We start from the raw sequence: 21,392 nt of genomic DNA, 5'->3' as shown, positions 1-21,392 counted from the left end.
TTTAAACATGCAACTATTGAATCACAGGAAACAACTTACTGGCAAAATGAAAAAATAACAACTTAGGTGAGTTACGTCACAAAATAACAGGAGGCGCAACGGCAACTCATCACATTGTGAATTTAATCTCATTAATTATTATTCTAAAGGTACCGATTATGTGGTCACGACTCGAACCCTACAGATCGTCGATTATTTTATTAGTTGCTCTGGTGATTGGCGGCTTATTAGGTATTTATGCCCCATCGTTGGCAGGTAAACTCCAGCCAATAGGTCAGATATTCTTAAACCTGTTATTTATGATTATTGTGCCGCTGGTGGGGATCAGCGTTATGTCTTCGATCGCCAGTATGACCGACCTGAAAAGGCTGGGACGCATTATGGCGATTATCTTTATTGTTTCGATCGCGATGGCCTTTATTCCGGCGGCCGGGATCGTCGCGCTGGCGCTCTGGTATAACCCGGCGCAGGGCGTCACTATCGATCTCTCGCAGTCCGTGCAGGCGGGCAGCGGCAAGATGGATTTTGTGAGCATGATTACCACCAGCGACTTTATTGGACTGTTTTCTAAGTCCAATATCCTGGCGCTGATCGTGATGGCGATCATTGCGGGTGTGGCGATTGGCCAATCGGATCAGGCTGGGAAACGCATTGCCTCACTGCTGGAAGATGCCAACACGGTGATCATGAAGATCGTCTCAATCATCATGAAGGTTGCGCCGATTGGTCTGGGCTGCTACTTCGCGGCCACCATGGCCAGCCAGGACTCTGCTCTGCTGCTAACCTTTGCCCGCGCCATTGGCCTGTTTATGGTTGCTACGCTGGTCTACTTTGTTTTTGGCTCTATTCTCTATTCGTACATTGGCGGCGGTATTCCGGCGGTGAAAGCCTTTTGGCGTAACGCGATTGAACCCTCTGCAACCGCGCTGGGGACCTGTTCTTCGCTGGGTACGCTCCCGGTGACGCTGCGCGCCGGTAAAGCGATGGGGATCAACCCGGAAATCGTTGATGTCTCCATTCCGCTGCTGGTGAACCTGAATAAAGGCGGCGTGGCGATGATAGCCGCACTGAAAATTGTCTTTATCTATTCCGTGCTGGGTATGGAGTTCACCACCGAAACCTTCTTCCTGACGATGCTGATTGCGGTGCTCTCCGCCATTATCGTCGGCGGCGTACCCGGTGGGGCGTTCCTTGGCGAGATCTTTATCGTCACCACGTTGGGTCTGCCGATGGAAGCGATCCCGATGCTGGTGGTACTGGGCACCATTACCGATGCGCCAGCTACATTGATTAACGTCATCCATGATTTGAACGCGGCACAGATTGTCGAACGGTTCGCTGGAAAAAAGCAGACCAACACTGAAATAAACTCTACTGCTGCGGTGGTATAGGTTTTCACACGGATTAAGAACAGGAGAAGTTATGAAAGACGCTATGAAGCTTGAAACGCATCTGGTCGTTGCTGGTCGCGACAAACGCTATACCCAGGGAGCGGTGAATCCGGTGATCCAACGCGCCTCTTCGCTGGTGTTCGATACCGTGAAGGATAAGAAATTTGCCACCGCCAACCGTGCTAACGGCGAACTGTTTTACGGTCGTCGTGGAACCTATACGCATTTTGCCTTCCAGAAAGCCATGAGTGAGCTGGAAGGCGGTGTCGGCTGCGCGCTGTATCCGTGTGGAGCAGCAGCGGTGACCAATGCGATTCTGGCATTCGTCCAAAGCGGCGATCATATTTTGATGACGGGCGCGGCCTATGAGCCAACTCAGGATTTTTGCAATAAGATCCTGAGTAAATTTAACGTGGAAACAACGTATTACGATCCGTTGATTGGGGCTGGGATCGTTGATCTTCTGCGTCCGGAAACGAAGGTGGTGTTCCTCGAATCACCAAGTTCTATCACGATGGAAGTCCAGGATGTACCGGGAATGGTGAAGGCTATCCGCGCGGTGAATCCGGAGATTGTCATTATGATCGACAATACCTGGGCGGCGGGTGTCCTCTTCAAAGCACTGGATTTCGGGGTGGATATTTCCATTCAGGCAGGAACCAAGTACACCATAGGCCATTCGGATGGCATGCTGGGAACGGCGGTGTCTAACGCCCGCTGTTGGGACCGTTTGCGAGAGAACTCCTATCTGATGGGGCAAACGCTGGATGCCGACACAGCCTACAACGGTAGCCGCGGATTACGTACGCTGGCGGTACGTCTGAAGCAGCATCAGGAGAGCAGTATTCACATTGCTCGCTGGCTGTCGGCAAGGCCGGAAGTGGCGCGGGTGAATCATCCTGCATTAGCGGAATGTCCGGGACACGAGTATTTTCAACGTGACTTTGCCGGAAGTTCAGGCCTGTTTTCGTTTGTGCTTAAAAAGAGACTGACCGACGAGCAGATGGCGAATTTCCTCGATAACTTCTCGCTGTTCCATATGGCCTATTCGTGGGGCGGATTTGAGTCACTCATTCTGGCGAATCAACCGGAAGAGCTGAACAGCATTCGCCCGGCCGGAGAGGTTGATTTCAGCGGCACGCTGGTCAGGGTGCATATTGGTCTGGAAGATGTTGACGATCTGATTGCCGATCTGGAAGCGGGGTTTGCGCGCATCGCGTGAGGTGACAGACTCGCTGCCGGATGGCGTTGATCCTTATCCGGCCTACGTAAGCCAGTAGGCCGGATAAAACGCCTGCATGACATAGGCGGTGACGTTATATTTACAATCAAATTAACTCATAATTAGTCACTTCAGATCATTTTTTATCAATGATAATCTTAATCACGATTTTTATCTTCCCTCCTGGATAGCATAGTTACTGATTTTTAGGGTTACTGGCACAGAGGGGATGATGAGTTATGAAGCTGAAAGATTTATTCACGAGGACACCAACTGAACGCCGCCATTATGGCGTTGCCGTGTTAGTCGGCATCGTTTCTGGCGTACTTTCTGCATTTGTTAAGTGGGGAGCCGAAGTTCCGCTTCCACCCAGGACATTTTCTCTGGGAAGAAATGAGTTTAATCCTCCGTACCTTTTTCTCAGAGACTATTTAGGGATTGACCCCACGCAAACGGTCTATACCTTTTCTGAACATGTGATTAATCCGGTTATGGTCACGCACATCATATTTTCATTAGTGTTTGCAGTCGGATATTGCGTTGCCGCTGAAATTTTTCCAAAAGTTAAACTTTGGCAGGGGGTACTGGCAGGTTTAATCGTGACGGTGGCAGTTCATGGCATCTTCATTCCCGCCCTTCATCTTTCGCCGCCCTTGTCTCAGCTGCCATTTGATGAATATGTGTCGGAAATCATTGGGCATATTTTCTGGTTTTGGGTCATTGAAATGATTCGCCGCGACCTGCGTAATCGGATCACGCATGAACCCGATGCGGAAGTTCCGTTATCTCTCGTCAGATGATTAAAAGTAGATGCACTATGATGGATTGCCCCCAACCGCTAAACACAATATCAGTGTTCACGAATGGGGGCAGTTCGTAGAAGGTTAACTCTCTGCGGCTAATGCGGTGGCCTCATGCTGACGTACGCGCTTCAGTAAGCCTGCCAGCGTGAACACGACGGCAATACCTGCCACCACCGCCAGCAGATGAAACGAAATCCTGCCGCCGTTGAACCATAACCAACGCCCAATTTCGACAGAAACCGCCATCACCGTCAGGATCACCATATTCAACGATGCCGAAACCGTACCCTTCGGTAAGTTGTTGGAAAATAGTGTAAAGCGGAATAACGTTGGGAAGATCATTCCAATGCCAAACGCATACAGGCTGGTCCCCAGTACTGACCACAACCACACGTGCGGCCACAGTAAATTGCCAGCAATCAATACCGCCAGCCCGCTCAACTGAATGGGAACCGCTCGCCAGATAAAGCGTGGCCGGGTCGGATCCTTCACGAAGCGGACGACCACCATATTGGCGACGATCACCGCGCCAAACACCGGCGCCTGCGCCCAGGCAAACTGGGATGTGGTCATGCCGCCAGCATCAATGAGGATCACCGGTGAGACTGCCACCCAACTCATCATCGGGATATAGCTCAACGACAGCGTGGCTGCGCCAAACAGGAACACCCGGTTGCGGAAAACGTCGCGAAAATCACGTAAGACGCTGCGCGCACTGAACGGCACCGCGCCACGCTGGACGGTTTCGGGCATTGCTAACGTGAGTCCAATGAGTGCGATAAGCCCCATGACGGCGATAATGGCAAACAAGATCTTCCAGTGTACAAAATGCATCAGCGCTGCTCCGGAAAGCGGGCCGATAACCGGCGCCACCAGCACAATGGAGGTGATTACCGCCATCAGCTTAATAGCCTTTGTTTGCCCAAATGCCTCCTGCACCGTGACATAGCCGACGGTGGCGATAAAACAGATGCTGGTGCCTTGCACAAAACGGGCGACCAGAAATTGCGTCATCGAGGTGGTGAACAATGTGGCAGCGCAGGCGAGCGTAAAAATTAGCGCTCCCGCAATCAGTACCGGACGGCGGCCAATCCGATCGGAAAGCGGTCCTAACAACCATTGCAGCGCCATACCACCAGCCAGATAGAGACTGACCGCCGCGGGCGCCAGACTGACATCGGCGTTGAAATCGCGTACGACATTAATGATGCCGGGCTGGATCAAGTCCGTCGACAGATAGGCGGCGAAATCATACAAAATCAACGCAATAGGAAAAAATAGCGTCGTAGCGCGTTGGGAGAAAAACGCGAGAATCCGTTGCATAAAACAGCTCCTTGTCGGGAGAAAACCCTCAACGGGAATAACGAAATTCAATACCGTCTTTAAGACGTCAGGCCGATGACAGAATAAAAGCAGACTGCAAATGTACTGAATTTCATGTAATCAAAAACGCTGTCTGCGTGAAGCGCAAACAGGAGAAACGCTCACTAACGCAGGGTCAGAAAGCGTAACGATTACAGGTAACAATCAGCACATCGCACCTCAGGAAGAGTAAGTTGAACGGGTAGCAACCATTTGCAGTGTAATGTGGATTGGATATTAATTAAACGAGTTTATCCGGTTTATTTGCAGAAAATCGCCACGTTTATCAGAGTATGATGTTTTGCAAAAAACGCAGCGCGATGGCACAACCGAAGATGATCAGTACGCCGCCGGCGATACGTTCTACCCACAATATCCCTCTGGTTAAGCGTCGCTGGATCTGCGGTAAACCGATGAACATGACGATCAGCAGATCCCAGAACAGCACCACGCTGGTCATCCATATCCCGCTCATGCTTTGTTGCAGCAACGTCACCGACGGGCCGAGCAGGGCGGTCATTAGCGCCAGATAAAACAACGCATTTTTAGGGTTGAGTAGCGACGAAGCTAACCCCAGCAGCAGCTGTTTGCCAAACCCTGGACAGGTCGACTGGGCGTCTGCTCCGGTCAGAGTTTGTGGGCGGCTGCGTATCAGCAGACTGCCAATCCACAATAAATAGAGTGCGCCCAATAGCTCAATAACTGTAAACAGCAGAGGAAGCTGACGCAGGATCCCCCAACCGATAATCGCCAGCAGGATATACAGCCCATTGCCGATGGCGATCCCCACGCACAGCCCGGCGCTGCCGCGCATCCGGTAACGTACGGCATAGCCGACCAGTAAAAAGAAGTCCGGACCCGGGCTAAGGAGTGCGACAAAATGCGCCAGCGCCAACGCGGGAAACGCAGACGGAAAAAGTTCAGCAAGCAGTGACATAGTGACCTCAGAGAAGGAATCCGAGTTCACCCTACGCCTGATGCCGCGCTAATTATTGTCTGATATTGATCGTCCTAATGCATACTGACGCGGTGTAGCCGCGGTGTAGCGCACAAAGGTGCGATGGAAATGGCTCTGGTCGGCAAACCCGCTCTGGTAGCCGACATCCGCAATTTCGTCCCCGGCACGCAGCCGCTGACGGGCATAGTTAACTCTCAGGATATTCAGATAACTCCCCGGCGTTAGGCCGGTGTCCTGCTTAAAGTTACGGATCAGCGTCTCTTTACGCATGTGGCATTCATAAGCCAGATCGTCCAGCGAGGGGGGCGCAAACAAACAGGACTGCAACCGTTCACGCAGATACGCGCTGGCAGCGCTAAGGTTTTCCGCTTTTACCGATTGCAAGGGCAGCGAGCGCAGCAGTGCCTGCGCGGCATCGGTTATCTGTGTCGTTTGTTGCCGCTGCATGAGCGCCACGAGGCGCAAATAGCGCTGGAATAATTGCGGATCGCGGATAACGGGAGTGCATGGGTAAAGCTGCTGATTGCTGCTCAGCGCAGGCAGATGGGCCAGGCACCACCGGACATCAAGATAGAGCATATGGTAACTGCGAAACCGCCCATTAACGGGGTTACAGCTGTGAGGTGCCAGCGATGGGATCACAATGAGGTCGCCTGAGCTCAGGAGGTATTCTTTGCCATCACACTGGCAGCACGTCTCACCCTCAAGAATCGCTCCAACCGAGAGCTGAGAATGATGATGACGTTTATAGGCTTGATGACTACGCCAGGTGCTGCGCAGCTCCAGCCACGGCAACTGCGCATCACGCCAGAACGATTGTGGAATATCCCGGGTATGCGTCACATCGCGCCCTCCATGAAAGTGATGATTTGTTATAGCACAGGGCGTGCGATGAAAAAGCGGGAATGTGCATTGAGGTCGTGATTCTGCGTGATACGTTCCAGATAAATGCGGACGTTACAAAGGGACGTTTTTATCTCTGAAATCGCCTCGCAAAGAGAGAAAGTTGCAGGTGAGGGGGTGGTTTACCAGCGCTACATTCACGGCATCTTATTCCCAGGTGACGGATCGCCATGAGTAAAGCAACGACTTCTACCCCGCATGATGCGGTCTTTAAAACGTTTTTACGTCATCCAGAGACCGCACGGGATTTTCTGCAAATACATCTTCCTGTTTCACTATGCGAACTTTGTGACCTTCAGACGCTGAAACTCGAGTCCGATAGTTTCATTGAAAAGAATTTACGCGCGTCCTATTCCGACATGCTTTGGTCGGTGAAAACGACGGAAGGGGATGGATATATTTATGTAGTGATCGAACACCAGAGCACACCGGATGCACATATGGCATTCCGGTTGATGCGCTATGCGGTTGCGGCCATGCAGAAACACTTAGATGCCGGACACCAGCAATTGCCGCTGGTGGTGCCGATGCTGTTTTATCACGGCGCTAAAAGTCCATACCCCTGGTCGCTGTGCTGGCTGGACGAATTTGCGAACCCGAAGTTGGCGCGTCAGCTGTATACTGCGGCATTTCCACTGGTGGATATTACAGTCATACCGGATGATGAAATTGTACAGCATCGGCGTATGGCACTGCTGGAGTTAATTCAAAAACACATCCGTCAGCGCGATCTTATGGGGCTTGTTGAACAAATTGTTTCCCTGCTACTTACTGGACTGACTAATGACAGCCAGATAAAGACGCTGTTTAATTATATTTTGCAAACTGGCGATGCACCTCGATTCAGTGAGTTTATTCGTGGGGTCGCTGAACGTTCACCGCAGCATAAGGAGCATTTGATGACGATCGCGGACAGATTGCATGAGGCAGGTTTTCAAAAAGGATGGCTAAAAGGTCTGCAGGAAGGTAAACAAGAAGGTAAACAAGAAGGGCTGATAGAGGGGCAGCGAACTGAGGCGCTCCGTATTGCTTGCACCATGCTGGCAGATGGCATCGATATCAGCACTGTACAAAAAATTACCCGACTTTCCGCTGAGGATATCCAGGGGTTAAGCCACTAGACAGAGGCGAAGCCGGGTATACCGACTTACTCTATCGCCACCTTTACCGCCTCGCCGAGTTTTTGCATGACTTCCCGATGCTTCTCGTCTGGCGGCAACGCACAATTGATGCGTACGCAGTTGCGGTATTTACCGGATGCGGAGAATAGCGAGCCAGGCGCGACCTGGATTTTCAGGCGACAGAGCTGTTTGGCGACGCAGACCATATCGACCTGCTGTGGTAATTCAACCCACAGCATAAAGCCACCTTTCGGCCGGGTGACGCAGATCCCGCAGGGGAAATATTCCCGTACCCAGCAGGTATAGATCTCCATATTCCGCTGGTAGATCTGACGCATACGGCGAACATGACGATGATAATGCCCCTCGCGCACGAAGGTGGCGGCCGCCAGCTGTGTAGCAGGAACGTTAGTGCCGATGACGGCATATTTCATATGCAGAAATTTATCGTGATAACGACCGGGAATAACCCAACCGACGCGCAATCCCGGCGCCACGGATTTGGTAAATGAGCTGCACAGTAGCACCCGACCGTCGCTGTCCCAGGAATGGATTGTGCGCGGACGTGGATATTCTGTAGCCAGCTCTCCGTACACATCATCTTCAAAAATAACAATATCGTGCTGCTGGGCGAGGGCGAGCACAGCGCGTTTACGCGCATCCGGCATAATAAAGCCGAGCGGATTGTTGCAGTTAGGAACCAGGATCACCCCTTTAATCGGCCACTGATCCAGCGCCAGTTCCAGCGCTTCAATGCTGATCCCGGCATCCGGATCGGTCGGGATCTCAATAACTTTGATCCCTAATCCGCGTAGCAGCTGCATTGTGCCGTAGTAGGCGGGAGATTCAACGGCGACAATATCTCCAGGCTGGCAGACCGTTAGCAGCGCCAGCGACATTCCGCTCTGGCTGCCATTAGTGATCACAATATCATCCGCATTGACGATCGAACCGCCGTCCAGCATGAGCCGGGCAATCTGTTGACGCAATTCCCGACAGCCAGGTAATTCATCGTAGCCCAGAACTGCCTTGAGATTATGCTGCGCCACGCGGCTGAGTTCGCGCCACAGTGGCTTCAGGCTGGGTTGATTGATATCGGGCACGCCACTGCTAAAAGGGATTATCGATTTGTCCGCATGACCTGCCAGCATGTCCAGCACCTGATCCCACTGGGTTATCTCGACCGGACGCTGCACCGGACGCGACATCGGCGGCACCGGCGGTTGTGCTTTTTGTGGCGCGACAAAATAACCGGAACGCGGCTGCGGCGTGATCAGCTGTAGTTGTTCCAGCGTCTGATATGCCTGCTGGACGGTACTGATACTGACCCCATGCTCCTGACTCAGGCTACGCACCGAAGGCAATTTTTCGCCATGGCGATACAGCCCCTGCTCAATGCGTTCGGCCAGCAGATTGGCCAGATGTTGGTAACGCGTCATGCTGTATCCCTCATGGGTACCATACAGATAAAAAAACCAGTACAGATTGGCGTAAAAAAAGCGATGCAGAACTCTTTTTAACCAATCTGTATGTTAAATAAAAGTACTTTGTGAGTCTGTATTGTTCAGGCCCAAATCCGTGAAGATAAAGCCTCTGGCAAGGTGGGGAGGTAAAGTATGGAATTTCATGAGAATAAAGCAAAGCAGCCGTTCATTGGGTTTGTTCTGATCTGGCGGGCATATAAAGCATGGCGGCTACGGGCGCAAACGCGGCGCCTGTTGCAACAGATGAGCGATGAGCGGCTGCGTGACGTCGGGCTGCGACGCGATCAGGTGGAGTAATTATTTTCTATCGACAGAGGCTGGGTGTTAGCGCATTCGGCCTCTTTTATATTCACGGTGTTTATCAATTTATGCTTGTTGATAGTCTGTTTCTTGATACTTATCCTGATAAGTATTATTTTCTTCTCAGCGATGAGGAAAAAGAAACATGACTGAAGATGAACTGTTTGCCCGGCGTCCGATGGGGATGCGCATGGCGATGGTGGTACGCCAGTGGCGGGCCATTATTGATGCTGCCATCACCGATACAGGCCTGACGCAATCAAGCTGGACGGTATTGATGCAGCTGTATCAACTGGGAGACAACGTCTCGGTCAGTGAACTGGCCCAGGTGCAGGGCATTGAACTGCCGCCGCTGATGCGCACCCTCACACTACTGGAAAAGCAGGGCTACCTGCTGCGTTCCACATCGCCTTATGACAAACGCATCCGACTGCTGACGCTGACCGCGCAGGGCCGTACAAGGCTTGAAGAACTTAACCGGGTGATTGAGATGTATCAACATCGCGTCACCTGCACCATTCCTGAAGCGGAGCTTGCCGCCTTCAGCGCGACGTTAAATCAAATCGCCTGCAATTTGCGGACAATCCGCGAAGAAGACAATCAACACTAAAAAACTATGATGACCCCAGAACAAAAATTTGCCCGTTGGGTAAGGGTGAGTATTGCCGCTTTCCTGGTAATATTCGCCTGGTTTATCGTTGCTGATATCTGGATCCCGCTGACGCCAGACTCCACGGTGATGCGCGTGGTAACGCCTGTTTCCTCACGCGTTTCCGGCTATGTCTCGCAGGTGCATGTACATAACAATAGCCGGGTGAAAAAGGGCGATTTGCTGTACGAACTGGATCCGACGCCGTTTATCAATAAGGTCGAGGCGGCGCAGATTGCTCTTGAGCAGGCGAAGCTGAGCAACCAACAGCTGGATGCGCAGATCGCCTCTGCGCGTGCCAACCTGCGCATCGCGCAATTCAACGCCCGTAACGATAAGACCACCTTTGACCGCTATCAACGCCTGAGCGCCATGCAGAATGTGTCGCAATCCGATCTCGACAAGGTGCGCACTGCCTGGCAGACCAGCGAGCAGTCGGTGGCGGCGCTCAACGCCAGTATTCAGAACCTGCTTATCCAGCGTGGCGAGCGCGATGACAAGCGCAACGTGACGCTGCAAAAATACCGTAACGCGCTGGAAGAGGCGCAACTGAACCTTGGATGGAGCAAAGTGTATGCCCAGACCGACGGTATAGTGAGTAACCTGCAGCTTAGCCCCGGACTGTACGCCACCGCCGCCACGCCGCTGCTGGCGCTGGTCAGCCACCAGACCGATATCGTGGCCGACTTTCGCGAGAAAAGCCTGCGCCACACTCGCGTGGATACCGAGGCCGCCGTGGTGTTCGACGCCATGCCGGGCAAGGTTTTTTCTGCCCGCGTTACCAGCAGCGATGCCGGTATTCTGGCGGGCCAGGAGCAGGTTAACGGCCAACTGTCGCAACCGGAACAGTCCACCCGTTGGGTGCGTGATGCCCAGCGTATGCGTATTCATGTGGCGCTGAACGAACCGCTCGACACGCCGTTACCGACCGGGGCGCGCGCCACGGTACAGCTGTATAACAGCGAGGGGATGTTCGCCCGCACCTTTGCCGGGGCGCAGATCCACCTCGTTAGCTGGCTGCATTATGTCTATTAACACGCTGGCCCACGTCTTTACGCCGCACGGGAATATTGTCTACACCGCCAATGATTTTCGCCAGACCCTGCGTATCTCCGTTGCCGGGACAATCGCGCTGAGTATCTCAACCTTCTACAACGTGCAGTACGGCGTGTTCTTTGTGGTTTATCCGCTGATGCTGCTGTCGCTGGTGCCGGTATTCAACCGCCATGTGGCAAAACAGTTTGTGTTCAGCGCGGCGGTAAACTGCGTTGAAATGGTGCTGATCGTCGGCTATCTCTCACAGTGGCCGCTGATCATGACGCTGGTGGTGTTCGGCCTGTACGTGATGCGTTTTCGTTTTATGAGCAAAGGGTCACTGTTTCTGCTCGGTTCGATGGGCGTGGTATGCCAGAGCACGATGCTCAATTTTATGAGCTATCCCACCACCAACTGGCATACGCTGATGTTCTCCAATATGGAAGCCTGCGTCATGGCGGTGGCGCTGAGCGCGCTGCTGCATTATCTGATCCCGGACGTGGAACCCCGCCAGCCGCCGCCGCGCATTGAAAAAGATGCCGCCCGGGTGCGCCACGAGTCGCTGCTTTCCGGCACGGTGGCGACGATGATTTTTGTTGTCTTTCAGATCTGTGACTTGAGTGATTCGCTGTCGGCGCTGATGGCGGGCATTTTGATCCTGTTTCCGATGCACTATCGCGGGGCGGTGATTAGCTCGATCTGGCGTGTGGTCGGCGTGGTGCTGGCCTGTCTGTATATTCTGCTGGTGCAGCTGCTTATCTATGATTTCAGTAACCACATGGTGCTGATGATGCCGCTGATTGGCCTCGGGCTGGCGTTCAGCGCCCGCCTGCACGTAATGGAAAAAGTCGGCGCGGGCGTGGGGTTTGCCAGTATCACCACTATCGGCATTATGTTCGGCCAGAACCTGCACCCGGATCAGGACCTGGTATTCAGCGATTTGTACCGCATCACCTCCGTCACCGTCGCGCTGGTGGCAACGCTCACCATAGTATTTCTGGTGCACCGGGTGTTGAACTGCTTTGCTGCGACACGGTTTGTAATTACCGAGTGAGTGGGGAGTAAGTGCCGGATGGCGGCGTAAACGCCTTATCCGGCCTACAGAAGAAGGTTTGTAGGCCCGGTAAGCGCAGCGCCACCGGGCGTTTTTCAGATTACCTGCTGTTTCACCTTTATCTAATTATTCAGAATATGGTTTATTTGTTCGAGAAATAAAAGCATATAAATTATAAATATTCTGAATTTTAATAATTGTGAACTTATGAACAAATTTAATTCTACGATCATTATATTTTAAACGATGTGTCATTATGAATGGATAAGACAGTGAAATTTATTGTTACCTTCTTTCTATTTATGCTTTCTGGTGCTTCCTGCGCTGCAGAGCATACTGCACCTCAGCTTCTGCAGATGATAAATGAAAAAGGAGCAAATGCTGTTGTACACACACTTTATAATGACAATGAATCAGAATGGTGGAACCATATTATTCCTGAAATTAGCAAAGGTAATAATGACTGGTTAACGCTGGCCAGTGCTCTGGAATCCGGAGTAGATGCCAGTACGGCGGAAGATTTGCAGGGGGCGGTATCTGAAGCCATTCCACATAACCCCGCCGGTGTTCTGGCTATTCTCAACGATAAGAGACCATTGCTGACTATTGAGCAGATATGTGCATTTGCCTCTTTCCCTGAGTCAGAAGAAGAAATGAATAAGCTATTTGTTAATTCCATCAGGGAAATGTATAAGGTCAAAACGGCAGAAGGGAAGCGGTGTATTGCGGTTATGATCAATACTGTTGAAAATTCTGTTCCCTTTAATAAAACAATTTAAATGGTGAGATCTGAGTTATCGCTTAAGGTTTGAACAAGCGGCGCGCAGAAGCCGTGAGGCTGATGATAAATCAGTGCCTGATGGCGCTTCGCTTATCAGGCCCACATGAAATATGCGCAACATATTGATATCGCTATATATGTAGGCCGGGTAAGGCGTAGCCGCCACCCGGCACAAACGCGAATCTATACTTTAGCGCCGTCTGGCATCTTAGAAGTTATCCCTGCTTGCGCGGCTTCGCCGAAATCACGTCGATAAACTCCTGCACCTGCTGTTGCTTACGTGCGGACAGCTTGCACACCCGACGCAGCGACTGCAATAACGCGGGCTCTTCCGGCTCTGGCAGCTTTGTCGTCAGCACAATGCAGCCGGGCATCACTCTGACATCGAATTTGCAGCCGGTGGCGAAACCGGCAGCTTCCAGCCACTGGCCTTTCATAATAATTGCCGGAACATGCGTGTAATCCGGATAACGACTCGCATAAGTCACGGTACCCAGACGATTATTTGCCGGGGAGACTTCTGGATCGCACGGATCTGCAATAGAATGGACGGTAGTCATGATGGCTATTCTCCGAGAATAGTGATTGTGATTAGCGAGGCGCTCGTGTTGCAGCACGGGTGCCTTGCGTTAAATAACACCTGTAAATCTACCCAGTAAATAAAAATAAAGCCAGCTAAAAATGGACAATAATAAAGGCGTTACTGGAAATATAAATACGGGAATTAAATTGAAGGGAAATATAAAGTAGGCCGGATAAGCAAAGCGCCATCCGGCAATAACATTAATACAGCGTGTTAATATGATGCTGTTTAAAATTCTCCGCCTGCGCCAGCACGCCCATATATACATCATCATTCGCCACCGGCGGGAACTTGTGTTTGTGCAGCAGCAGGATCAACTCCACCTTCAGTTTCGCCTTGATATCATCACGCTTGCTCCAGTCCGGATACTTCGAGGTGTTATCGACCACCGCCTTCATCTCTTTCGCCAGCGCCAGCATTTTGTCTTCTTCATAGGTGAACTGATATTTATCGCGCATATGCGCCAGAATGTCGTAGAAAGCTTTCTCTTCGATATCAATCCCCATTTCAGCGTAAGTACCCATTTCGGTTTTAATATCGTAGATAATATCGGTCATTTCCTGACTGAAAGTATCGAACTCTTCGCCGTTGAGAACATCATCTTCCCGGCGTTCGTTATATTTATCCATAATCGACTGGAAACGGCGGGTAAAGTTGATCCCCTGAAGCTGGTTGATCTTTTTAAAGTCGCTGATGGCTTTTTCCAGCAGCTTTTGCAACAGCTGAATTTTGGTGGCCGGCAGTTTGATCTTATTAATGCGCGCCAGATAATCGTCGTCGAAAATATCGATCGACTCCGCTTTTTTGTCACCAAGGAAAAACAACTCTTCCACGCCGTCGGCCTTCAGCGCATCGGCAATCATCTCGCGTACGCGGGCGTTCATCTGCGTCACATCAGGCGCGTCGCCTTTAGTGAGCTTGAAGACGATCGAACGTACCGCGAGGTAAAAATGGATACGATCGCGCTCCGCCTGAGATAACGCTTCGCTGCCGCAGCAGACGTCATAGGCCGCTTTCAGCCGCTTCACCAGCCCCATAAAGTGGCGCTCTGTCTTCTGGGTGCGCATGACAAATTCTGCCGCGTAGTTCAGGCAGGCCAGCTGCGCCTGTGGCTCGCCGCTGAAATAAGCGCGGCTGTCGAATTCATGGCACAGCTTCGCCAGCAGATCGAGATGGTTTTTCACCTCAATCACCGACTGCTGAATATCTTCAAAGTTGGTAGCATCGATGCGCGAATACATCGCCAGCGCCTGGTTCATCTGACGCTTAATGCCGATATAGTCGACGACCAGCCCTTTGCTTTTGCCTTCCAGCTTGCGGTTGACGCGGGAGATGGTCTGGATCAGGTTGTGCTTTTGCAGCGGCTTATCGATATAAATGGTGTCCAGTTCCGGCACATCAAAACCGGTCAACCACATGTCCACCACGATGGCGATTTTGAAATTCGACTTCGCGTTTTTGAATTGTTTATCCAGCTCTTTGCGGTACTCTTTACCACCCAGCAGGTGGTACAGTTTCGCGTCATCATCTTTGCCGCGGGTCATCACCATTTTGACCATTTCGGACGGCGGCAGCTCTTTTTGTTCTTGCTCAGTAAGCTCAACCCCATCGGGGGCCTGTTTTACCTCAAACCATGCCGGACGGAAGTCTTTCAAATGACGATAGAAATCCCAGGCAATCTCCCGGCTGGCGCAGACAAACATCGCCTTGCCTTTTACTGTGGAGCCTTCAGCGACACGTTTTTCATAGTGTTTAGCAAAGTCTTCCGCCAGCGCTTTCAGGCGGTCTTCATCACCGAGAATGGCGTTCATGGTGGCGCTGGCTTTTTTGCTCTCGTCGATTTGCCACTCGTTGGTACCGGCGTCAGCGCACTCTGCGTAGTACTTTTCCACCTCTTCCAGCTTACCGGCATCAAGGATGACCTTCGCGGCGCGGCCTTCGTAGACAATGCGTACGGTGATCTCATCCTGCACGGATTCGGTCATGGTGTAGCTGTCGATGATGTTGCCAAAGACTTCCATCGTGGCGTCGATAGGGGTGCCGGTAAAACCAACATAGGTGGCCTGTGGCAGCGAGTCGTGCAGATATTTGGCGAAGCCGTAAGTTTTGCGCACCTTGCCGTTTTCTTTATCGACGATCACTTTCTGATCGAGGTTGACCTGGCTGCGGTGCGCTTCATCGGAAATACAGATGATATTGCTGCGCTCGGAGAGCAGCTCGGTGTCTTCGGTAAATTTATGGATAGTGGTCAGAAAGACGCCACCGCTGTTGCGACCGGCTAGTTTTTCCCGCAGATCGTCGCGGCTGGTGACGGGCACCACGGTGTCGTCGCCAATATAGTTTTTGGCATTGCACATCTGCGCCGAGAGCTGATCGTCCAGATCGGTGCGGTCGGTGATCAGCACGATCGTCGGGCTGGCGAACTCGACGCTTTTCATCAGCAGACGGGTTAAGAACTGCATAGTGTAGCTCTTGCCGCAGCCGGTTGCGCCAAAGTAGGTGCCGCCCTTGCCGTCGCCGAAAGGTTTACGCGCCCGTTCGATGCTGTAGTACAGCTTGCGCGCCGCATAGTACTGCGGGTAGCGGCAGCAAATTTTCACTTCATGTTTGGCTTTATCCGGGAAGCAGATAAAGTTTTTGATCACGTCCAGCAGGCGGACCGGATGAAACAGCCCTTGGATCATCGAGTGCAGGGAAGGGATGCCGTCCTGCTCGCGGTTCTCATTGCCGGTGACTTTGCGCCACGAGTAGAAATACTCATACGGCGCAAACAGGTTACCCATGCGGTTATTGACGCCGTCGCTGATAATGCACAGCGCGTTATAGACAAACAGCTGCGGAATATCGCGGCGATAGCGGGTGCAGAGCTGCTTATACGCATCGCCAATATTGGCTTCCTGCTCGCGCACTGCGCTTTTAAATTCAAGCACCACTAACGGCAGGCCGTTGATATACAGAATGGCATCCGGAATGCGTGGCTGGTTTTCTTTGCCAGTGATGGTCAGCTGATTAACGATTTTTACCCGGTTCAGCGGCTGGGTAAGATGATAACTTGCCGATGTTTCCGCGGCCTGTTGCAGCGGAACCTCTTCGGTATCGAACAGTTCGCGCAGCGCGGCGGGCAGATGCCGGGTGTCGAGCAGTTCGATATAGAGATCTTTCTGCTGGCGATCGTCGCGTTTAAACAGGAAACCGTTGGCCAGCCAGGCGCAGAAGGTTTTATTGCTTTCGTAAAGATCGGAGGCGGGCAGGGTGGTGAACTGCTTAATAAGCCGCTGGATCTCCTCTTCAGTGATGCCGTCGGCCTGATAGCGCGCGGCGAGGTAGTGGCGAAGATCGTCTTCGATAATAACCTGATCGAGGCTGGAACGCGGTACATTATCGCCGATCAGGTGCTGATAGCCCTGATCCTGTAACAGTTCAATTATCGCCTGTTCTAACTTCGCTTCACTGAATGAGAGATGCATATCTCGCTCCGGCCCTGGCTGGTTTTCTGGTAAGGGTTCCTGTAACAGAAGAAAACCTTACCAGAAAGCCCCTGATTTAACAGGGGCAAAATGCATTAAGCGGGTTCGGTTTGGGTTACTAAATCTGGCAGATCCTCCAGGGACAGCTCGCCGGAGATAAGTTTGGGGAGCAGGGTGTCACGGAGGGCGGTTAGATTCTCAGTCTCATTATGGTTTGAATCTATTTTAAACTGGATTGCCTGAATTATATTTGTAAATTTGGCAATGATGGGTTGGGTCGGTGTAACGACCTCAAGACGATAAGCATTGTTTCTGTTCAACCCAGGGACAGCAGCATCGGTATTCATATTTTCTAATCCCAGTGTCTTCAATAGTTGATAGCAGTAAACAAGGGGAAAATATTCTTTTGGTTTTACGAAAAACACCGTATCGATGGGGTAAAAATCTTTGTTTTCCCAATGTAGTGAACCAACAGTACCTTTCCTTCCAACAATAATTCCAGGCCCTTTAACAAGATACTCATTATGGGTTCCATCCACACCACCAGAACCATAAACAGGATAATCACCGTTGGTTCTTTCTGTCTTTTTAAGTGCTTTTCCGTAAGCCAACTCTAAAATATTTTCCAGCCGATTCGTCACCCAACCTTTTGGTGCGTAGGTCAACTCTGTTTCTTCAAATTCAGCCGGGAACAGAGCACGAATGTCTGCCGGAAGTGGTTTGAAATCTGCACTATTGCGTACTTTTTGACGCAGCTCAGCGCGAGATTGCAGCGCTTCCGGGATTGGGTTTCCCGCATCCAGCGCGTTATCAATCACCGGGTCAAAATCCACAAACCAGGATTTGAACAGGGTCTGGGCCATTTGTTCCAGGGTTTGGTTGATTTTTATATTAACGTCAATATGGTCATCAAGAGATTTCAATATTTCTACGATTGATCTTTGTATTTCTAACGGAGGGATATTAATCTCAAATTTAGAACAATCACCGACTCTAATATGGCTAACGACAGATCCAGAACCCTCATGCATTGAAAATTGTTGCTGAAGATCTGGTGATAAAAATGAATACAATAAAAAGTACGGATCAATTTTATTTTTATCCGCTCTATACTGCATGATTCTTTGGCCCAAAAAGATATTCTCGTCAGTTGTTATAATTCCAACCTCTCCAAGAGGAGCTTCACGAGTAAGTAACACATCTCCTTTTTGGGGCTTTGAGCGCCTTGTCCAGGTTTCATAAACTTCTTTTTCTACATAGCGGCATCCATCAAGTGTTACTTTTCCAGCGCGGATATTAGGCGTCCGAATCATCTTATAATCAGTTGGGTATTCCACAACTGGTGCGGTCTTATTCACACAATCTACTATTGAAGTGCAGACATCTGCTACTATTACCCGTTTCCACTTACTCCCCATAACCCAGCGCCTCCAGGTTCTGGCGAATTGCTTTATCCAGTTCTTCCGCCTGCTTCATCTGCGCAAACAACGTCTGCGACAACTCGCGCATTTTGATTTCAAACGCCACGCCGTCATCTTCCTGCTCGGCGGCGCCGACGTAGCGGCCCGGGGTCAGCACATAGTCGTTAGCCTTGATCTCTGCAATAGTCGCGACCTTGCAGAACCCGGCCTGGTCTTCGTACTGCGCCAGCTTGCTGTCGCCGCGTTTCACGCGCTCAGCCAGCTCTTCCGGCGTGCTGCGCCAGGCATGGTAGGTATCGGCGATGGTGGCGATATCGTCCGCCGTCAGCTCTTTGGTGGTGCGGTTGATCATGGTGCCGAGGTTACGCGCATCGATAAACAGCGTTTCGCCCTGACGGTTACGATAGCCTTTGGCCGGATCGGCTGCCTTCGATTTGGTCATAAACCACAGGCACACCGGGATCTGGGTGGTGAAGAACAGCTGGCCGGGCAGGGCAATCATGCAATCGATCAGATCGTTTTCGATCATCTGTGCGCGGATCTCGCCTTCGCCGCTGGTGTTGGAACTCATCGAGCCGTTCGCCAGCACAAAACCGGCGGTGCCATTGGCCGACAGCTTGGAAAGCATATGCAGAATCCAGCCGTAGTTGGCGTTACCGGTCGGCGGCGTACGGTAGCCAGCAAAGCGCGGATCTTTGGTCAGCTCGGCATCGTTGCGCCAGTCTTTCAGGTTAAACGGCGGATTGGCCAGAATATAGTCGGCTTTCAGGTCCGGGTGCTGGTCGCTGAAGAAGGTGTCCGCAGGGCGTTCGCCGAGGTTGGCGGAAAGGCCGCGAATCGCAAGGTTCATCTTCGCCAGCTTGTAGGTCGTCGCCGTCAGTTCCTGACCGTACAGGGCGATATCACGGCTTTTCCCCTGATGACTTTCAACGAACTTCACCGACTGGACAAACATCCCCGCCGAGCCGCAGCACGGGTCATAAATTTTGCCCTGGAACGGTTCGAGCATTTCGGTCAGCAGCGTCACCACGCATTTTGGCGTATAGAACTCGCCGCCGCCTTTGCCTTCGGTGGCGGCAAACTTGCCGAGGAAGTATTCGTACACGCGACCGACCAGGTCTTCTTTCGACAGCGCTTCGACGTCGGTTTCGTGGGCCAGCGTTTCGATGTTATCGATGGTGTCGATAAGCGACGCCAGCTTCTTGGTTTCCAGGTTCTGACGGCTGAAGTAGTTGTCCGGCAGCGCGCCTTTCAGCGACGGGTTGCGCTTCTCAATGGTGGAGAGTGCGGTATCAATACGCACGGCAATATCATCCTGCTTGGCGTGCTGTTTGATGAACGACCAGCGCGCCTCTTCCGGCAGATAAAAGATGTTGTCCTGCTGATAGAAGACTTCCATCTCAAGGAAATCGCCCTGGCCTTCGTCTTTCATTTTCTGACGGCGGGCTTCAAACTTATCGCTGATAAATTTGAGGAACACGAGGCTCAGCACCACGTGCTTGTATTCGGAGGATTCAACGCTGCCGCGAAGCTGGTTCGCGGTATCCCACAATGTGTCTTCAAAGCCTTTCTTTGCTTTGGCTTTTTTGGTTGGTGCTTTGGCCATGATGAACTCGTTCTGGAAAAATTTGGCCGCTATTGTAGCGATAAAAGCGGCCAAATTCGCCCTTTAGTCTATTTCCAGCTCGTCGAATAATTGTAAGTCCACGTCCAGCAACTCCACCGCATTGCTGCGTCGAATCCCAACGTTATTTTCTATCAACATTTCCAGCAGGCGATCGCCGTCAATCAGCGTGATAGGGGCGGCTCCCGGAAACAGCGCCGCTTCCGCGCATTTAGCAGCAAACTTGCCGGTGGTGATCAGCGTGCCGCGAATGGCTTTGTGATAAGGCAGTGCGCCGCGCAGTTGATCGATATACGGGCGGGTAATGGTGTTCTGCATCCGCTTCACCTGCACCACTTCGGTAATGGTGGTGATGCCCACCTGCACCTTACCAATCACATCCACGCCTTTATCGCCAGAGGCTTTGGTGACCTCGACCTCTTCATAGCCCATCGCTTCAAGAAGCTGCGCCACAAGATGCTCGAACTTGTAGGGGTTCATGGTAGAAAGCTGTTCGCGTAGTACCTCTTTTTGCTGCTCGTTGTAGCGTTTTACCGCATCGAGCAGCGCCTTACGCGGGTCCGTCTTTTTGGTTGGCAGCGCTTGTGTCAGCCACTGGCGACCTGTGTCAGTAATGCGGTAGCTCATCCCTTCTCTGGTCGCCAACTGGCGGTCAATCAGGTTATACAGGCGCGAGTAGAGCGTGCTTTTTGCCGAGCGGTCGGAGGCAAATTTAGAATGCTGATGCAAAAACGCCAGCCATTCTGGTAGCAGATCCCCACGGCGCGACATTTCACGACCGGCAAGCAGTTCCAGCAGTTGTATCAGCCCTTCCTGGTCGTCCAGCCAGCGCAGCGTTTCGTCGTCGTCTTGCAGAAAACGTTCGCCGCGAGCGGTCGGTGCCCAGATGTCATCGGCGGTGCTTGCCATCAGATCAAACAGCGGGTAGTTGAGGAACAGGTAGCAGCCGTAGCTGTGGCGTGGGTTCAGAATATGATTGTCGGTTTGCCAGATACGTAGCGCAATTTCGGCATCTTCGCCGCTTAAGCGCTCGTTGATCCATAAATCAGGTTCTGACCAGTCGACCGGGTTTTGCGGGGTACCGGTTTGTTCAAAGATGGCGGTAATCATGCTGCGTACCGATTTCAGGGAATAGCCTGAAATGGCTTTCATCATCGCTTTAACCTGGGCGTAGGTCGGAAAAAGCGGGGTAATCACTTTGTAATTTTTCACGTTGATCCCTTAACGAGTGCAA

General features: G+C 51.8%; 18 protein-coding genes. 9 read left to right on the top strand and 9 right to left on the bottom strand.

Going from position 1 to position 21,392, the window contains the following annotated elements:
- Positions 1 to 158 precede the first annotated feature (158 nt).
- From AC534G_RS21755 to AC534G_RS21745, 3 genes are all read left to right on the top strand, one after another.
- Complete coding sequence (locus tag AC534G_RS21755; protein ID WP_038636908.1) at positions 159 to 1,391, top strand: dicarboxylate/amino acid:cation symporter; 1,233 nt, start codon at positions 159 to 161, stop codon at positions 1,389 to 1,391.
- A gap of 31 nt (positions 1,392 to 1,422) precedes the next feature.
- Positions 1,423 to 2,613 (top strand): cystathionine beta-lyase, encoded by a 1,191-nt coding sequence (metC, locus tag AC534G_RS21750; RefSeq protein ID WP_038636913.1) that lies wholly within the window; start codon positions 1,423 to 1,425, stop codon positions 2,611 to 2,613.
- A 239-nt stretch (positions 2,614 to 2,852) separates the two neighbouring features.
- On the top strand, positions 2,853 to 3,413 hold the full coding sequence (locus AC534G_RS21745) for a YagU family protein (RefSeq protein WP_038636914.1): 561 nt from the start codon (positions 2,853 to 2,855) through the stop codon (positions 3,411 to 3,413).
- An 84-nt stretch (positions 3,414 to 3,497) separates the two neighbouring features.
- On the opposite strand, the gene mdtM is transcribed toward AC534G_RS21745, so the two are convergent.
- The 3 genes from mdtM to AC534G_RS21730 all read right to left on the bottom strand — a co-directional run bounded on the left by mdtM (position 3,498) and on the right by AC534G_RS21730 (position 6,579).
- Positions 3,498 to 4,739: a multidrug efflux MFS transporter MdtM gene (mdtM, locus tag AC534G_RS21740; RefSeq protein WP_038636916.1), complete on the bottom strand. Its 1,242-nt coding sequence runs from the start codon at positions 4,737 to 4,739 to the stop codon at positions 3,498 to 3,500.
- Between the two features lie 325 nt (positions 4,740 to 5,064).
- Positions 5,065 to 5,715: a LysE family translocator gene (locus tag AC534G_RS21735; protein WP_110496111.1), complete on the bottom strand. Its 651-nt coding sequence runs from the start codon at positions 5,713 to 5,715 to the stop codon at positions 5,065 to 5,067.
- 48 nt (positions 5,716 to 5,763) lie between these two features.
- Positions 5,764 to 6,579, bottom strand: a complete 816-nt coding sequence (locus AC534G_RS21730) for an AraC family transcriptional regulator (RefSeq protein ID WP_110496110.1) — start codon at positions 6,577 to 6,579, stop codon at positions 5,764 to 5,766.
- 230 nt (positions 6,580 to 6,809) lie between these two features.
- Between AC534G_RS21730 and AC534G_RS21725 the strand changes: the two genes are divergently transcribed.
- Positions 6,810 to 7,760, top strand: a complete 951-nt coding sequence (locus AC534G_RS21725; protein WP_199981148.1) for an Rpn family recombination-promoting nuclease/putative transposase — start codon at positions 6,810 to 6,812, stop codon at positions 7,758 to 7,760.
- 26 nt (positions 7,761 to 7,786) lie between these two features.
- On the opposite strand, the gene AC534G_RS21720 is transcribed toward AC534G_RS21725, so the two are convergent.
- Positions 7,787 to 9,199: an aminotransferase-like domain-containing protein gene (locus AC534G_RS21720; protein WP_069324124.1), complete on the bottom strand. Its 1,413-nt coding sequence runs from the start codon at positions 9,197 to 9,199 to the stop codon at positions 7,787 to 7,789.
- Positions 9,200 to 9,376: 177 nt separating this feature from the next.
- Between AC534G_RS21720 and AC534G_RS21715 the strand changes: the two genes are divergently transcribed.
- From AC534G_RS21715 to AC534G_RS21695, 5 genes are all read left to right on the top strand, one after another.
- Positions 9,377 to 9,541 (top strand): DUF1127 domain-containing protein, encoded by a 165-nt coding sequence (locus tag AC534G_RS21715; protein ID WP_003019180.1) that lies wholly within the window; start codon positions 9,377 to 9,379, stop codon positions 9,539 to 9,541.
- 148 nt (positions 9,542 to 9,689) lie between these two features.
- Entirely contained in the window at positions 9,690 to 10,154 is a 465-nt protein-coding gene (locus tag AC534G_RS21710) for a MarR family winged helix-turn-helix transcriptional regulator (RefSeq protein WP_038636927.1), read from the top strand.
- Positions 10,155 to 10,160: 6 nt separating this feature from the next.
- Positions 10,161 to 11,228, top strand: coding sequence for an HlyD family secretion protein (locus AC534G_RS21705; RefSeq protein WP_110496109.1), 1,068 nt, complete (start codon positions 10,161 to 10,163; stop codon positions 11,226 to 11,228).
- Positions 11,218 to 12,282: a DUF2955 domain-containing protein gene (locus tag AC534G_RS21700; protein ID WP_110496108.1), complete on the top strand. Its 1,065-nt coding sequence runs from the start codon at positions 11,218 to 11,220 to the stop codon at positions 12,280 to 12,282. The genes AC534G_RS21705 and AC534G_RS21700 overlap by 11 nt, the downstream gene beginning before the upstream one ends.
- Before the next feature lie 272 nt (positions 12,283 to 12,554).
- Positions 12,555 to 13,061 (top strand): hypothetical protein, encoded by a 507-nt coding sequence (locus AC534G_RS21695; protein ID WP_110496107.1) that lies wholly within the window; start codon positions 12,555 to 12,557, stop codon positions 13,059 to 13,061.
- A 217-nt stretch (positions 13,062 to 13,278) separates the two neighbouring features.
- Here the strand turns inward: AC534G_RS21695 and symE are convergent, their stop codons facing one another.
- From symE to AC534G_RS21670, 5 genes are all read right to left on the bottom strand, one after another.
- Positions 13,279 to 13,623, bottom strand: a complete 345-nt coding sequence (gene symE, locus AC534G_RS21690) for an endoribonuclease SymE (RefSeq protein WP_069324118.1) — start codon at positions 13,621 to 13,623, stop codon at positions 13,279 to 13,281.
- Positions 13,624 to 13,846: 223 nt separating this feature from the next.
- Positions 13,847 to 17,113 carry a type I restriction endonuclease subunit R gene (locus tag AC534G_RS21685; protein WP_496594464.1) on the bottom strand — a complete coding sequence of 1,089 codons (3,267 nt, stop codon included), beginning with the start codon at positions 17,111 to 17,113 and terminating at the stop codon, positions 13,847 to 13,849.
- A 95-nt stretch (positions 17,114 to 17,208) separates the two neighbouring features.
- The gene (locus tag AC534G_RS21680) at positions 17,209 to 18,471 is read right to left on the bottom strand and encodes a restriction endonuclease subunit S (protein ID WP_369708762.1); all 1,263 of its coding nucleotides are present in this window, start codon (positions 18,469 to 18,471) and stop codon (positions 17,209 to 17,211) included.
- A gap of 49 nt (positions 18,472 to 18,520) precedes the next feature.
- Entirely contained in the window at positions 18,521 to 20,140 is a 1,620-nt protein-coding gene (locus AC534G_RS21675; RefSeq protein WP_110498763.1) for a type I restriction-modification system subunit M, read from the bottom strand.
- Positions 20,141 to 20,203: 63 nt separating this feature from the next.
- Positions 20,204 to 21,370, bottom strand: a complete 1,167-nt coding sequence (locus tag AC534G_RS21670) for a restriction endonuclease (protein ID WP_110496104.1) — start codon at positions 21,368 to 21,370, stop codon at positions 20,204 to 20,206.
- Positions 21,371 to 21,392: the final 22 nt, after the last annotated feature.

This window comes from Citrobacter sp. CRE-46 (assembly GCF_059615875.1).
Note: the sequence above shows the minus strand (reverse complement) of the source record. Positions and strands in the feature narration are given on the sequence as shown.

Excerpts from the sequence above, each read along its gene's own strand:
- AC534G_RS21755 (WP_038636908.1), top strand. The coding sequence starts at position 159 with ATGTGGTCACGACTCGAACCCTACAGATCGTCGATTATTTTATTAGTT.
- metC (WP_038636913.1), top strand. The coding sequence starts at position 1,423 with ATGAAAGACGCTATGAAGCTTGAAACGCATCTGGTCGTTGCTGGTCGC.
- AC534G_RS21745 (WP_038636914.1), top strand. The coding sequence starts at position 2,853 with ATGAAGCTGAAAGATTTATTCACGAGGACACCAACTGAACGCCGCCAT.
- mdtM (WP_038636916.1), bottom strand. The coding sequence starts at position 4,739 with ATGCAACGGATTCTCGCGTTTTTCTCCCAACGCGCTACGACGCTATTT.
- AC534G_RS21735 (WP_110496111.1), bottom strand. The coding sequence starts at position 5,715 with ATGTCACTGCTTGCTGAACTTTTTCCGTCTGCGTTTCCCGCGTTGGCG.
- AC534G_RS21725 (WP_199981148.1), top strand. The coding sequence starts at position 6,810 with ATGAGTAAAGCAACGACTTCTACCCCGCATGATGCGGTCTTTAAAACG.
- AC534G_RS21720 (WP_069324124.1), bottom strand. The coding sequence starts at position 9,199 with ATGACGCGTTACCAACATCTGGCCAATCTGCTGGCCGAACGCATTGAG.
- AC534G_RS21715 (WP_003019180.1), top strand. The coding sequence starts at position 9,377 with ATGGAATTTCATGAGAATAAAGCAAAGCAGCCGTTCATTGGGTTTGTT.
- AC534G_RS21710 (WP_038636927.1), top strand. The coding sequence starts at position 9,690 with ATGACTGAAGATGAACTGTTTGCCCGGCGTCCGATGGGGATGCGCATG.
- AC534G_RS21705 (WP_110496109.1), top strand. The coding sequence starts at position 10,161 with ATGATGACCCCAGAACAAAAATTTGCCCGTTGGGTAAGGGTGAGTATT.
- AC534G_RS21700 (WP_110496108.1), top strand. The coding sequence starts at position 11,218 with ATGTCTATTAACACGCTGGCCCACGTCTTTACGCCGCACGGGAATATT.
- symE (WP_069324118.1), bottom strand. The coding sequence starts at position 13,623 with ATGACTACCGTCCATTCTATTGCAGATCCGTGCGATCCAGAAGTCTCC.
- AC534G_RS21685 (WP_496594464.1), bottom strand. The coding sequence starts at position 17,113 with ATGCATCTCTCATTCAGTGAAGCGAAGTTAGAACAGGCGATAATTGAA.
- AC534G_RS21675 (WP_110498763.1), bottom strand. The coding sequence starts at position 20,140 with ATGGCCAAAGCACCAACCAAAAAAGCCAAAGCAAAGAAAGGCTTTGAA.